Below are 12992 nucleotides of genomic sequence, written 5' to 3' on the forward strand. Positions count from 1 at the left end.
GTGGCACACTGATGGCGGCATCGGAGGGGGCACATGGGGCGGATCCTGCTGGTCGAGGACGAGAGCGCGATCGCGCGGACCGTTGAGTTCGCGCTGCGCGAGGACGGCTTCGATGTCGAGCACGCGCTGACCGGTGGGGACGCGCTGCGTCTTGCCGCGGCCGGCACGCATGATCTCGCCATCCTCGATGTCGGCCTGCCCGACGTCGGCGGCTTCGCGCTCTGCCGCGAACTGCGCCGCGGCCGCGACCTGCCGGTGATCTTCCTCACAGCGCGCGATGCCGAAGCCGATCGCGTGCTCGGCTTCGAGATCGGTGCCGACGACTACGTCGCCAAACCCTTTTCGCCGCGCGAACTCGTCGCCCGGGTTCGCGCGGTGCTGCGACGCAGCCGCGGTGCGGCGCCGGTCGGCGGATTCGTGCACGACGCCGAAGGCCATCGCATCGCCTGGCGTGGCCGCGCGCTGGACCTGACGCGTTACGAATACGGTCTGCTCGCCGCACTGCTGCAGCGGCCCGGCGCGATCCTGACCCGCGCGCAGCTGATGGACCGCGTCTGGGGCACGGACAGCGACAGCACCGATCGCACCGTCGACACGCACATCAAGACGCTGCGCGCGAAGCTGCGGGACGTCGAGCCGGACGCCGACCCGATCCGCACGCAACGCGGGCTCGGCTACTCGCTGCACGTCGACTGACATGCGCATCGGGCTGCGGATCTTCCTTGGCTACTTCGCGATCGTCGCGCTCGCCGGCCTGCTGCTGACGAAGGTGTTCGTCGCGCAGGTGAAGCCCGGCGTGCGGCAGGCGATGGAAGACACGCTGGTCGATACCTCGAACGTGCTGGCTGAACTAGCGGCTGACGATCTCGCCGCGGGCCATATCGCGGATGGCCGCTTTGCGCAGCATGTGCGCGCACTGCACGGGCGCGACCCCGGCGCCGCGATCTGGGGCTTTCCGAAGCGCGTTACGACGTATCGCGTGTACGTGACCGACGCGCGCGGCATCGTCGTGTTCGACAGCACGGGGCGTGATATCGGGCGCGACTACTCGAAGTGGAACGATGTCTATCGCACGCTGCACGGCCAGTACGGCGCGCGATCGACTGCGGAGAATCCGAAGGATCAATTGTCGACGGTGATGCACGTCGCCGCGCCGGTGCGCGACGCGAGCGGCCAGCTGATCGGCGTGCTCACCGTCGCCAAACCCAATCGCGCGCTGCAGCCGTTCATCGATCGCAGCCAGAACATCATCACGCGCTGGGGCGCCGTACTGCTTGGCGTCGCGTTGCTGACGGGGCTCGCCGCCGCGTGGTGGCTGTCGCGACAGCTCGGATTGCTGCGTCGCTATGCGCAGTCAGTGACGGAAGGTGAGCGCGCGACGCTCCCCTCGACCGCCGGCGAATTCGCGGAACTCGGCCAAGCGCTGGAAACCATGCGCACCAAGCTCGAAGGCAAGCAGTACGTCGAGCAGTACGTGCACTCGCTGACGCACGAGATGAAGAGCCCGCTCGCGGCGATCCGCGCCAGCGCCGAGCTGCTCGAGCAACCGCTGGCCGACGCCGACCGTGCGCAGTTCGCCGCCGGCATCCGTGCGCAGAGCGATCGCATGGCGCAGATGATCGACAAGCTGCTCGCGCTCGCAGCGGTCGAACATCGCCAGCGCATCGAATCGCCGCAGCCGGTCGATATCAACGCGCTGGTCGACGGCGCATTGTCGGACTGCCGCGAACGGCTTCGTGCGCGTGGGCAGACGGCCGAAGCGGCGATCGCGACCGGTCTTCCGCAAACTGCAGGCGATGCGTTCCTACTGCGCCAGGCGCTCGCCAACCTCATCGAGAACGCATCGGATTTCGCGCCGGACGACAGCACGATCGAGCTGCGGGCCGAACACGATGACGGCGGCGTCGTACTTCGAGTTCTCGATCGTGGCGCCGGCGTTCCGGACTACGCGACCAGCCGCGTCTTCGAGCGCTTCTACTCGTTGCCGCGCCCGGGCGGGGCCAGCCGCAGCAGCGGCCTTGGACTTTGTTTCGTTGCCGAGGTTGCCGCCCTGCACGGCGGCACTGCCACGCTCCGCAATCGCGATAGTGGCGGCGCCGAAGCACGCATAGACCTTCCGGCCTGACTTCATTTTCGCTTCACCGTCCGGCCATCGCCGGCGCACGCGCATGCGCGAGCCTCGTCGCACCTTCATATGGATGGGCGACATGCGCATCGGATTCAAGCTGGTGTTGGTAGCGGTGATGACGTTGCTGATTCTCATACCGCTCGCGATGGTCAACGGGCTGATCGGTGAAAGGCAGCGCTATCGCGAACAGGCGGTCACGGATATCGGCCGCATGTACGCGGGACCACAGACGGTGATCGGGCCCGTATTGACGGTGCCGTATTCGGAGACCGTGGACGTCCAGGAGACCGGAGCTGACGGTGTCGTTCGCAGCGTGCGCAAGCGCCAGGCGTCGGAGTGGACGTTCTTCCCGGCGCGGCTTGATGCGGCCGGCGCACTCGCGACCACGACGCGCCGTCGTGGCCTGTATCGCGTGCCGGTGTACGAATGGAACGGGGCGATCACCGGCGACTTCGACGTGCAGATCCCGGCCGAATCGCCCGGTGCCGAACGCGTCATCGGCGTGCCGGTGCTTGGTTATGCCCTGTCGGATGTTCGCGGCCTGCACGGCACGCCGCGCCTGCGCATCGACGGCCGGGACGCCGCGCTGCAGGAGGGCGCGGGTGCACGCGACGACGCGGGCATGCACGCCTCGCTCGCGGTGCCGGCATCCGGTGCGCATTTCTCGCTCACGTCGCGGCTGGACGTGCAGCTCGCGGGCACGCAGTCCATCGCGTTCGTGCCGGTCGGCAAGCGCAACAACATCGACATCCATTCGACGTGGCGGCATCCGAGCTTCCAGGGGCTCTCGCCTTGGCGTAGTGATGTTTCCGACGGGGGCTTCAAGGCGCAATGGCAGGTCGCGTCGATCGCGACGGATGCGCAGCGCCAGTACCTCGCGGGACGCGCTGCATCACTACGAGGCGCATCGGGCACGGTGCTTGACGCCACCGCTCCGGCAACCGTCGGCGTCGTGCTCGACGACCCCGTTGATGCCTACACCATGGCCGACCGCGCGACGAAGTACGGCGTGCTGTTCGTCGCGATCACCTTCGTCGGCTTCTTCATGTTCGAAGTGATCCGCCAGCTGCCGATCCACCCGATCCAGTACGGACTCGTCGGCCTCGCACTGGTGATTTTCTTCCTGCTGCTGGTCAGCCTCAGTGAGCACATTGCGTTCCCGGCGGCATACGCGGTCGCCAGTGTGGTCTGCATCGGACTGATCGGCTTCTATCTCAGCGCAGCATTGCGTAGCGCACTACGCGGCACCGCGTTCGCAGCGATGCTCGGGCTACTGTACGCGGCGCTGTACGGGCTGCTGATTTCAGAAGACAACGCGTTGGTGATGGGGTCGGTACTGCTGTTCGCGATCCTCGCCGCCGTCATGATCGCGACGCGTCGGCTGGACTGGTATCGCGTCGGTACACCCGCAGCGCGGACTGCCTGATGCGAACGGGCGCGACGATACGAATCGTCGCGCCCTATTCGTCAGAGCGTATCGATCACCAGCTCGATACCGAGCCCGCCGAAGTAATCCTGTTCGGTGCGGACGTCGGCCTTCAGCAGCGGGCGACTGTCGAACCACGGCCGCGACAGGGCCAGCGTCAGCAGATCGCCTTCGGCACGTGCGCCGAGCTGCGGAATCGGCTCGGGGTCGTGACCGCGATGCAGCACCACCGCGACACGCAGCAGCGCAGCGAGTCGGCGCGCGGAGGCGAGCAGTCGGTCGGGCAGGGCATCGAAATCGCTCTTGTGCAGGCGACGGCGATGGGTGCGCACCAGCGCGGCGAGGAACTGCTGCTGCTGCTGCGAGAAGCCGGAGATGTCCGAGTTCTGGATTACGTATGCGCCGTGCAGGTGGTACTTGCTGTGCGCGATGGTGAGGCCAAGTTCGTGCAGGCGCGAGGCCCGCGCAAGCATCAGACGGTCGTCGTCGTCGAGCGACCAGTCACGTGCGACCTGGTCGAACAAGCGAAGTGCCGTGTCCTCGACGCGCTGCGCCTGCGCACGGTCGATGCCGTAGCGCTCCATCAGCGCAACCACGGACGCTTCGCGCGGATCATCGAGCCCGCCGCGGCCGATCATGTCGTACAAGATGCCTTCGCGCATCGCGGCCTTGCTGACGGCGACGCGCGTGAGTGCCAGCGCGTCGAACGTCGCTTCCATCACCAGCAGGCCGCCCGCGATGATCGATTGACGATCGGGCGACAGCCCGGGCAACTGGATGTCTTCGATGCGCTCGGCCTGCAGCATGCGGTCGCGCACCAGCGGCAAGGCTTCGGCGGTGATTGCACCCTTGGTGAGCTTCATCGCGGCGCAGATCTCGCCGATCGCGCGCGCCGTGCCCGATGAGCCCAACGCCTCGTCCCAGCCCAGCGAGCGATACGTGCCGGCGAATTGCTGCAGCTCCGCGCTCACCGCCGCAACACCCGCACGCCAAGCCTTGCGCGAGAGCTTACCGTCGCTGAAGAACCGCCGCGTGGTGGCGATCGCGCCGACCTGCACGCTCTCGCGCTCGATCGCCTCGAAACCGCTGCCGATGATGAATTCGGTCGAGCCGCCACCGATGTCGATCACAAGGCGCAGATGGCCGGACTTCGGCGGCTGTTCGTGCGCGACACCCAGATAGATCAGTCGCGCCTCTTCGCGGCCTGCGACCACTTCGATCGGGTGGCCGAGTGCGCTTTCCGCGGGCGCCAGGAACGCTTGCGGCATCGCGAGGCGTCGCACGGTGTTCGTCGCGATCGCGCGCACATGCTGCGGCGGAATGTCGCGCAGGCGCTGACCGAAACGCGCGAGGCATTCGAGCGCGCGTTCGCGCACCGGCGCCGACAGCCCGCCCGCGGAATCCAGGCCTTCGGCTAGCCGTACGGTTTCCTTGATGCGATCGACGATGCGCAGCTGCCCGAGCACGTAACTCGCTACGACCATGTGGAAGCTGTTGGAGCCCAGGTCCACGGCCGCGAGCAGGTCGCCGTCCTGCAGCGGAAGTCGCGCGGTATGAAGCAGTCCGTTCATCACCGCATCAGCCGCAGAACTTCGTCAGCAATTTGGCCTGCGCGGAATACGGCGCCTCGCCTTCGGCCGGCACCACGCGTTCGTAGCGACCGTCGGCCTGCAGTTCCCAGGCGTTGCAGTTGTCGGCGAGGTAGTTCTCGAGCGCTTCGGCGTACACGCGGCGCGCGACGCGCGGGTCCACGATCACGAAACCCGTTTCCACTCGACGCAGCAGGTTGCGTTCCAACCAGTCCGCGCTGCCGCAGAGAAGCTCTGGCTCGCCGCCGTTCTCGAACCAGTAGACGCGCGAATGTTCGAGGAAGCGCCCGACGATCGAACGCACATGGATGTTGTCCGACACACCGGGCACGCCGGGACGCAGCGAACACGCGCCACGCACGATCAGGTCGATGCGTACGCCCGCCTGCGAGGCCTTGTACAGCTCGCGGATCACCTGCGGCTCGTTGAGCGCGTTCATCTTGGCGATGATTCGCGCCGGCTTGCCCGCACGTGCGTTGCGCGCCTCGCGTTCGATGCGCATCAGCATGCCGCTGTGCAGCGTAAACGGCGCCTGCAGCATGCGGCGCAGTTCCAGCGACGGCGCAAGGCCCGAGATCTGCTGGAACATCAGGTGCACGTCGTGCCCAATGTCGGCGTCCGCCGTCAGGAGACCGATGTCCGTGTATGCACGCGCGGTGCCCGGGTGGTAGTTGCCGGTGCCCAGATGCACGTAGCGCATCAGCGTCCGGCCTTCGCGCCGCACGATCAGCATCATCTTCGCGTGCGTCTTGTAACCGACGACGCCGTACACCACCTGCACGCCCGCGGCCTGCAGGCGGTCGGCGAGCCCGAGGTTCGCTTCCTCGTCGAACCGTGCACGCAGTTCGACGACCACCGTGACGTCCTTGCCGGCGCGCGCCGCCTGGATCAGGTGCTCGACGATCTGCGAATCCTTGCCGGCGCGATACAGCGTCTGCTTGATCGCGAGCACGTTCGGATCTTCCGCCGCCTGCCGCAGCAGTTCGAGCACGGGCGTGAATGCATCGAACGGGTGGTGCAGCACCACGTCGTGCTCGGCAATGGTCTCGAACATCGATTCCACACCCGGCAACATGCGCGGCGTGAACGGCGGGAACTTGAGGTCGGGCCGGCGCACCAGGTCGTACACCTGGATCGCACGATTGAGATTCACCGGCCCGTTGATGCGATAGACCGCGGACGCGTCGAGTTCGAAGTTCTGCAGCAGCAGGCCGACGATGTCGTCGGGGCACTGCTCGGCGATCTCCAGACGCACCGCACGCATATAGCCGCGACCGAGCAGCTCGTCGCGCAACGCCAACGCAAGATTCTCGACTTCTTCCTCGTCGACCAGCAGTTCCGAATTGCGCGTCACGCGGAACTGGTACGCGCCCTTCACCGTCATACCGGGGAACAGTTCGTCGACGAACGCGGACAGCATCGCCGACAGGAACACGAAGTCCGTCGGCCCGCCTGAGACGCCTTCGGGCAACTGGATGATGCGCGGCAGCGAACGCGGTGCACGCACGATCGCGAGGTGACCGGCGCGACCGAAGGCATCGCGGCCGTCGAGCACGACCACGATGTTCAGCGACTTGTTGAGGATCTTCGGGAACGGGTGCGCGGGGTCGAGGCCAAGCGGCGACAGCACCGGAAGGATCTCGTCGCGGAAATGCGCGCGCAGCCATGCGGTCTGCTCGTCCGTCCATGCATCGCGATGCAGTACGCGAACGCCCGCGTTGGCGAGCTGCGGACGCAGCACGTCGTTCCAGCATTCGTACTGCGATTTGACGAGGTCGGCGGCGCGCTCGTGGATGCGCGCAAGCGTCGCGGACGGCACCAGGCCGTCGGGACCTGCAGCGAGGCCGAGTTCCTGCGCATGCTGCAGCGTGCCCGCACGGATCTCGAAGAACTCGTCGAGATTGGTGCAGCTGATGCACAGGTAACGCAGGCGTTCGAGCAGCGGCACCGAGTCGTCCTGCGCCTGCGCGAGCACGCGGAAGTTGAAGTCGAGCTGCGACAACTCGCGGTTGAAGTACAGCGACGGATCGCGGAGGAGCTCCTCGGAGACGTCGGTTTCGGCATTCATGCGATCTGCTCCAAGGGCTGCCGATCGCGCACGCGCGCCGCGCCGAAATGACAGGAAAACGTGCTGCCCACGCCGACTTCGCTGCGGATGTCGAGCCGCGCCTGGTGCAGGTGGAGCACGTGTTTGACGATGGACAGGCCGAGCCCGGTTCCACCGCTCTCGCGCGAGCGGCTGGTCGAAACCCGGTAGAAGCGTTCGGTGATGCGGGGCAGGTGCGCGGCCGGGATACCGTAGCCGCTGTCGGTGACCGAGAGCATCACGTCGGTCCCGCCGTCGGCGTCACGTTCGAGTTCCCAGCCGATACGAATGCGACCGCCAGCCGGTGTGTAGCGCACCGCATTCGCCACGAGGTTGGAAAACGCGCTGTGCAGTTCCTTCGGCGAACCGTACAGGTCGACCTCCGCACGATCGTCGACTTCGATCTCATGCCGCGACTGTCCGATCGCCAGCGCTTCACGCCGCAACGCAGCGAGCATGCCAGCCATCGGCACGACTTCTTCCGATGGCAGCTCGTCGCGCGATTCAAGGCGCGACAGCGTGAGCAGGTCTTCGACCAGCTGCGTCATGCGCGACGACTGCCGCTGCATCTCCGCGACCATCGGCGCCCATTCCGGCTGGTCGGCCGGGTCGAGCATGTCGAGGTAACCGTGAAGCACTGTCAGGGGCGTGCGCAGTTCGTGCGACACATTGGCGACGAAGTCGCGGCGCACCTGTTCGAGCTGCAGCAGGCGGCTGACGTCGCGCGCGACCAGCAGCCACAGCTCGTCGGAGTAGGGCAGCAGGCGCAGGCTCAGCGTCACGTTCGCGTTGAGCGGTGATGCGACCTCGAGCGGCTCGGCGTGCCGGCCGCGCGCCAGCCACGACGCGAGCGGCAACGCGGGCAGGCTCTCGACGATGGATCGATCGACGTCGGACGGGTAGCACAGACCGAGCAGCGTCGTGCCGGCCTCGTTGAACCACACGACGCGCTGCGTATCGCGTTCGACCACGATCACCGCATCCGGCAGAACCGTCGCGGCGGCGCGGTATGCGCGCAGCATGCCGACCAGGCGACGCTTGCGAACGCGCGCGCTCGCCTGTCGACCGTGCAGCAGGCGTTCGATTTCGCCGTAGATGTCGGCTGACGCATCGGGTCGCGCATGGCGGCCGTCCGTCAGGCGTGCGACGAGGCCCGCGATGCGCCACATCTGCCAGGCGATCGCGACCATTGCGCCGATCGCGAGTCCCGCCGCCGGGTGATGCGCGATCGCGCCGCACAGCAGGCCCGCGCCGGTCGGGATCGCGACCAGTCCGAGCGTGCGCAACCAGGCGGATCGGGCGCTGGACGTCATGCCGAGCAGTCTAAACGGCAGCGGCCGCCGCCCGGCCGCGGAATACGTTGCCAAGACCGCGGTACTCAGATTTCGGGCGAGGCGGAGAACCGGTAACCCGCGCCGCGCACCGTCTGCACCATGCCGTCGAGCAGATAGGGCTCGAGCGTCTTGCGCAGGCGGCGGATGTGCACGTCGATCGTGCGTTCCTCGACGTAGACCGAGCCGCCCCAGACGTGGTCGAGCAATTGCGACCGCGAATACACGCGATCGGGATGCGTCATGAAGAAGTGCAGCAGGCGGTATTCGGTCGGGCCGATCTGTACCGGCTGGTCGCCGGCGTCGGAACGCGCGATTACGCGATGCGCCGCACCGTCGATGCGAAGCGAGCCGACCGCGATGGAGCCGTCCTCGTCGTCCTCGCGCGTGCGGCGAAGCACGGCGCGGATGCGTGCGAGCAGTTCGCGCGCGGAAAACGGTTTGACGACGTAATCATCGACGCCGGCTTCGAGTCCGCCCACGCGATCGTTCTCCTCGCCGCGCGCGGTGAGCATGATGATCGGCACTTCGCGGGTCAGCGTTTCGCGGCGCCAGCGACGGGCGAGGTCGAGTCCGCTGGTGCCTGGAAGCATCCAGTCGAGCAGGATCAGGTCGGGCACGCGGTCGGCGATGGCCTCCTGCGCCTGGCGCGCGTCACCGGCATGCACGGGGTCGAATTCGCCCTTGCGCAGGGCGAACGCGACCATGTCCCGGATCGCGGGTTCGTCTTCGACGATCAGGATGCGCTTGTGCATTCGGCCACCGGGTCCCTCGGATGACCGCACTACACTACCGTTTGGTTACACGTCCATGACAGTGCGGAACGTCAGCGCCTGAGGTCCTCGTCGCGGATGCCCTGCCGCTTGAGCTCGAGCACGGTCGGCGTGATCTCCGCGATCCGGGCGTCGATGCGAGAACGCGCGTAGTAGTCGAGGTCGCCGCGCTTCTTCAGGTTGTTCAGCTGTGCCAGCGCGAGCTCTGGCCGACCGCTCAGGTATGCCGCTTCTGCATGCGCTTCGCCCGCGCGGACGGGATCGCCGGCGAGTTCGCTGGCGCGCGCGAAGGTGCGCTGGAACAGCGGATCGTCCGACAGCGTCGGCATCAGCGGTCGAAGGATTGCCTGGGCGCGCTTGCCGGCAGTCGCGCTGCCGCGTTCGGCCAGCACCTTGGCGTACGTCAAAACGATTGCGCGGCTGGTTGGCGCTTTTTTCACCAGCGCCTCGAAGCGGGCGTCGGCCAATGTCGAATTGCCGGTCGCGGCTTCCGCCTCGCCGAGCGCGAGTTGCGGCCATATGTCCGCTGGGCGCTGGTCAGCAACGCTGGTCAGCAGCGGCAACGCGGCCTTCGCCTGGCCCGCCTGCAGATGCGCGACGGCAAGGCCGTACTGCTCGGGCACCGTCAGCGCGCGCGCATGACGCACGCCCTCGTATTCGCGCATCGCCTGTGCCGGCGTGTCCGCGCTCATGACGCGCAGGCGCTCGCGTGCGTAGTCGAAGAGGCCGGTCGGGCCGGTGCCGGTGCTGGCGTCGACATGCAGGCCGCCGGGAAGAAGCGGGTTGTCGGTGGTGAACGTGCCGCCGTAGTTCGGCTGCGTGCGCAGTCGCTCGGCGCGGTCCTTCGCTTCGGTAATGCGCGACAGCGTGACCGGGTGGCTGCGCAGGTAGTCGGGCGATTCGTCGCCGTAAGCGCTGGCTTCGTTGGTGCGTGAACGGGTTTGCAGTTTCTCGAAGAAGTCCGCCATACCGCGCGGATCGAAATGGCTGCGCGCGAGCACCTGCATGCCGACGCGATCGGCCTCGGCTTCGCTGGCGCGGGTGAAGTTGATCGCGCGCTGTTGGGCCAGGCCCATCGCAGCGACGACAGCGGCCTGGCTCGCATCGCCCGACGAATTGCCGTGTGCCTGCTGCGCGACGACGATCGCGCCGAGCATCGCCAGCAGCGTCGGCAGCTGGTCCTGCTTCTGCTTCTCGACCGCGCGCAGCACGTGCTGCTGCGTGATGTGCGAGATCTCGTGCGCGAGCACGCTGGCGACTTCGTCTTCGCGATCGGCAGCGAGCACCAGTCCCGAGTTCACCGCGACGTAGCCGCCCAGTGTCGCGAACGCATTGATCTGCCGCTCGCGCAGCATGAAGAAGGTGTAGTGGCGTTTGGTGTCGTCGCTGGCGCCCGCAAGCCGATGGCCCAGCGTGTCGAGCCAGCTGTCGATCAGCGGGTCTTCCAGCACGTAGTCCATGTGGCGCAGCTGCGCGAGCGTCATCGCGCCGTAGTACTCCTCCTGCGCGGGCGTGATGAGTTCGCCCGCTGACGAGCCGATGTCGGGCAGGCGTGTCTCCTGTGCATGCACGGGAGCGAGGCCGAGGACGGCGACCAGGGCGGCAGACAGGAGCGAGATGCGACGCAAGCGGAATTCCCCATGGGCGCGCGACGGTGCCGCCGCGCATCGCGAGGATGCCGCGACGGCGGCCGTCAGGCGTGAATCGTCTGTTAAGCGGGATGTTGGACCCCGCCGCCGCTGGATCGTTCCATCGCTGTGTTCCACCGCGAGGGGTGGAAATGGCCCGTCGCGGCGTCCATAGTCCTCCGCGATTCCTGCAGGAGAGCCGTTTTGAGCAGCGCCAACATCGTCATTTACACCACCGCGGTCTGCCCCTACTGCGTGGCCGCGAAGAACTTCCTGCAGAGCAAGGGCCAGACCTGGACGGAAGTGCGCGTTGACACCGACCCGGCCCAGCGCCAGAAGATGATGTCGACCACCGGGCGCACCAGCGTGCCGCAGATCTTCATCAATGACACCCACGTCGGCGGCTACGACGACATGATCGCGCTGCATCGTAAGGGCGGGCTCGAGCCGTTGCTGGAAGGCCGCGCATGAGCGCGCCGACCGAGAAGGACCGCGTCGCCGAGTTCACCGCGTTCCGCAAGCGCATGAACGAACGCATCCTCGCCGAGCCGAACCAGGTCGTGCGCCGATTCTTCGCGCTCGACACGCAGACCTACCAGGCCGGCGCGCTCGACGTGAAGACCAAGGAGCTGCTGGGCCTGGTCGCGTCGATGGTGCTGCGCTGCGACGACTGCATCAGCTACCACGTCGCGCAATGCAAGGAAGCCGGCGTCACCCGCGATGAGATGTTCGAGACGTTCTCGGTCGGCCTGGTGGTCGGTGGATCGATCGTCATTCCGCACCTGCGTCGCGCCGTCGATTTCCTCGATCGGCTGGAGCAGGGCGAGGCCGCGCCGGCGGTGCACGACCACGGTTGAGCCGCCCCGAGCGGCCGTATGCGACGAGGGCCCGGGCTTTGAACCCGGGCCTTCGGCATAATGGGCGGCTCAATTCGGCGCCGTACAGCCACGTTCGGCCGCCATTTCCCGGAAATCAGAAATGACGCAAACGATCACGGTCATCCGCGGCGACGGCATCGGCCCGGAAATCATGGATGCCACGCTCAAGGTTCTCGATTCGATGAACCTCGGGCTGACGTACGAGTTCGCCGACGCCGGCCTCGTCGCCTACGAGAAGACCGGCGAGCTCCTGCCCGCCGCGACGATGGAGTCGATCCATCGCAACCGCATCGCCCTCAAGAGCCCGCTGACCACCCCGGTCGGCGAAGGCTTCAGCTCGATCAATGTCGAGCTGCGCAAGCGCTTCGACCTGTACGCGAACGTGCGCCCGGCGATCTCGTTCCCGAACACCAAGTCGCGCTTCGGCAGCGGCGTCAACCTGATCACGGTTCGCGAGAACACCGAGGGTGCCTACATCGGCGAGGGCCAGTCGGTGTCGGAAGATGGCGAAACCGCGCTGCTCACGCAGAAGGTCACGCGCCGCGGTTCCGAGCGCATCGTGCGCTACGCGTTCGAACTCGCGCGTCGCACCGGCCGCAAGAAGGTCACGGTGGTGCACAAGGCGAACATCCTGAAGTCGACGTCGGGCCTGTTCCTCAAGACCGCCCGCATCGTCGCGCAGGAATACACCGACATCGAATGCAACGAGATGATCGTGGACAACTGCTGCATGCAGCTGGTCATGAAGCCGGAGCAGTTCGATGTGATCGTGACCACGAACCTGTTCGGCGACATCATTTCGGATCTGTGCGCCGGCCTGGTCGGCGGTCTCGGCCTCGCGCCGGGTGCGAACATCGGCACCGACGCGGCGATCTTCGAAGCCGTGCACGGCACCGCGCCGGACATCGCGGGGCAGGGCAAGGCGAACCCGTGCGCACTGCTGCTGGGCGCCGCGCAGATGCTCGATCATCTCGGCAAGGTCGAGGACGCGGAGCGCCTGCGCAAGGCGATCGTCGCGACGCTGGAAGCCAAGGATTCGCTGACGCCGGATCTCGGTGGCACCGGCACGACGACCACGTTCGCCGAGGCGATCACGCGTCGCCTGTGATTCGGTGTCGCGTATGAAAAAGGCCGCCTTCGGGCGGCCTTTTTT

General features: G+C 67.0%; 11 protein-coding genes. 6 read left to right on the forward strand and 5 right to left on the reverse strand.

Going from position 1 to position 12992, the window contains the following annotated elements:
- The first annotated feature begins 33 nt into the window (after nucleotides 1–33).
- Genes creB through creD form a run of 3 tightly spaced genes read left to right on the forward strand, consistent with a single transcriptional unit; the run spans nucleotide 34 to nucleotide 3554 of the window.
- Nucleotides 34–696 carry a two-component system response regulator CreB gene (gene creB, locus ACVWZN_RS01475; RefSeq protein ID WP_456952318.1) on the forward strand — a complete coding sequence of 221 codons (663 nt, stop codon included), beginning with the start codon at nucleotides 34–36 and terminating at the stop codon, nucleotides 694–696.
- Between the two features lies 1 nt (nucleotide 697).
- Nucleotides 698–2125, forward strand: coding sequence for a two-component system sensor histidine kinase CreC (gene creC / locus ACVWZN_RS01480; protein ID WP_456952319.1), 1428 nt, complete (start codon nucleotides 698–700; stop codon nucleotides 2123–2125).
- 43 nt (nucleotides 2126–2168) lie between these two features.
- Nucleotides 2169–3554, forward strand: a complete 1386-nt coding sequence (gene creD / locus ACVWZN_RS01485; RefSeq protein WP_456952320.1) for a cell envelope integrity protein CreD — start codon at nucleotides 2169–2171, stop codon at nucleotides 3552–3554.
- Nucleotides 3555–3595: 41 nt separating this feature from the next.
- Here creD and ppx read toward each other — a convergent pair whose 3' ends face one another.
- The 5 genes from ppx to ACVWZN_RS01510 form a co-directional block, all read right to left on the reverse strand.
- On the reverse strand, nucleotides 3596–5125 hold the full coding sequence (gene ppx / locus ACVWZN_RS01490; protein ID WP_456952321.1) for an exopolyphosphatase: 1530 nt from the start codon (nucleotides 5123–5125) through the stop codon (nucleotides 3596–3598).
- Between the two features lie 7 nt (nucleotides 5126–5132).
- A complete protein-coding gene (ppk1, locus tag ACVWZN_RS01495; RefSeq protein ID WP_456952322.1) occupies nucleotides 5133–7211 on the reverse strand; it encodes a polyphosphate kinase 1 in 2079 nt (692 codons plus the stop codon).
- The gene (gene phoR, locus ACVWZN_RS01500) at nucleotides 7208–8542 is read right to left on the reverse strand and encodes a phosphate regulon sensor histidine kinase PhoR (RefSeq protein ID WP_456952323.1); all 1335 of its coding nucleotides are present in this window, start codon (nucleotides 8540–8542) and stop codon (nucleotides 7208–7210) included. Before phoR ends, ppk1 begins: the two co-directional genes overlap by 4 nt.
- A 65-nt stretch (nucleotides 8543–8607) precedes the next feature.
- Nucleotides 8608–9315 carry a phosphate regulon transcriptional regulator PhoB gene (phoB, locus tag ACVWZN_RS01505; protein WP_027082581.1) on the reverse strand — a complete coding sequence of 236 codons (708 nt, stop codon included), beginning with the start codon at nucleotides 9313–9315 and terminating at the stop codon, nucleotides 8608–8610.
- 71 nt (nucleotides 9316–9386) lie between these two features.
- Nucleotides 9387–10961 (reverse strand): M48 family metalloprotease, encoded by a 1575-nt coding sequence (locus ACVWZN_RS01510; protein ID WP_456952324.1) that lies wholly within the window; start codon nucleotides 10959–10961, stop codon nucleotides 9387–9389.
- A gap of 204 nt (nucleotides 10962–11165) precedes the next feature.
- On the opposite strand from ACVWZN_RS01510, the gene grxC reads away from it, so the two are divergent.
- The 3 genes from grxC (at nucleotide 11166) to ACVWZN_RS01525 (ending at nucleotide 12947) form a co-directional block, all read left to right on the forward strand.
- Entirely contained in the window at nucleotides 11166–11432 is a 267-nt protein-coding gene (gene grxC, locus ACVWZN_RS01515; protein WP_456952325.1) for a glutaredoxin 3, read from the forward strand.
- Complete coding sequence (locus ACVWZN_RS01520; RefSeq protein ID WP_456952326.1) at nucleotides 11429–11818, forward strand: carboxymuconolactone decarboxylase family protein; 390 nt, start codon at nucleotides 11429–11431, stop codon at nucleotides 11816–11818. The genes grxC and ACVWZN_RS01520 overlap by 4 nt, the downstream gene beginning before the upstream one ends.
- Before the next feature lie 121 nt (nucleotides 11819–11939).
- Nucleotides 11940–12947 (forward strand): isocitrate dehydrogenase, encoded by a 1008-nt coding sequence (locus ACVWZN_RS01525; protein ID WP_456952327.1) that lies wholly within the window; start codon nucleotides 11940–11942, stop codon nucleotides 12945–12947.
- The last annotated feature ends 45 nt before the right edge of the window (nucleotides 12948–12992 follow it).

Source organism: Lysobacter sp. HA35 (assembly GCF_054061195.1).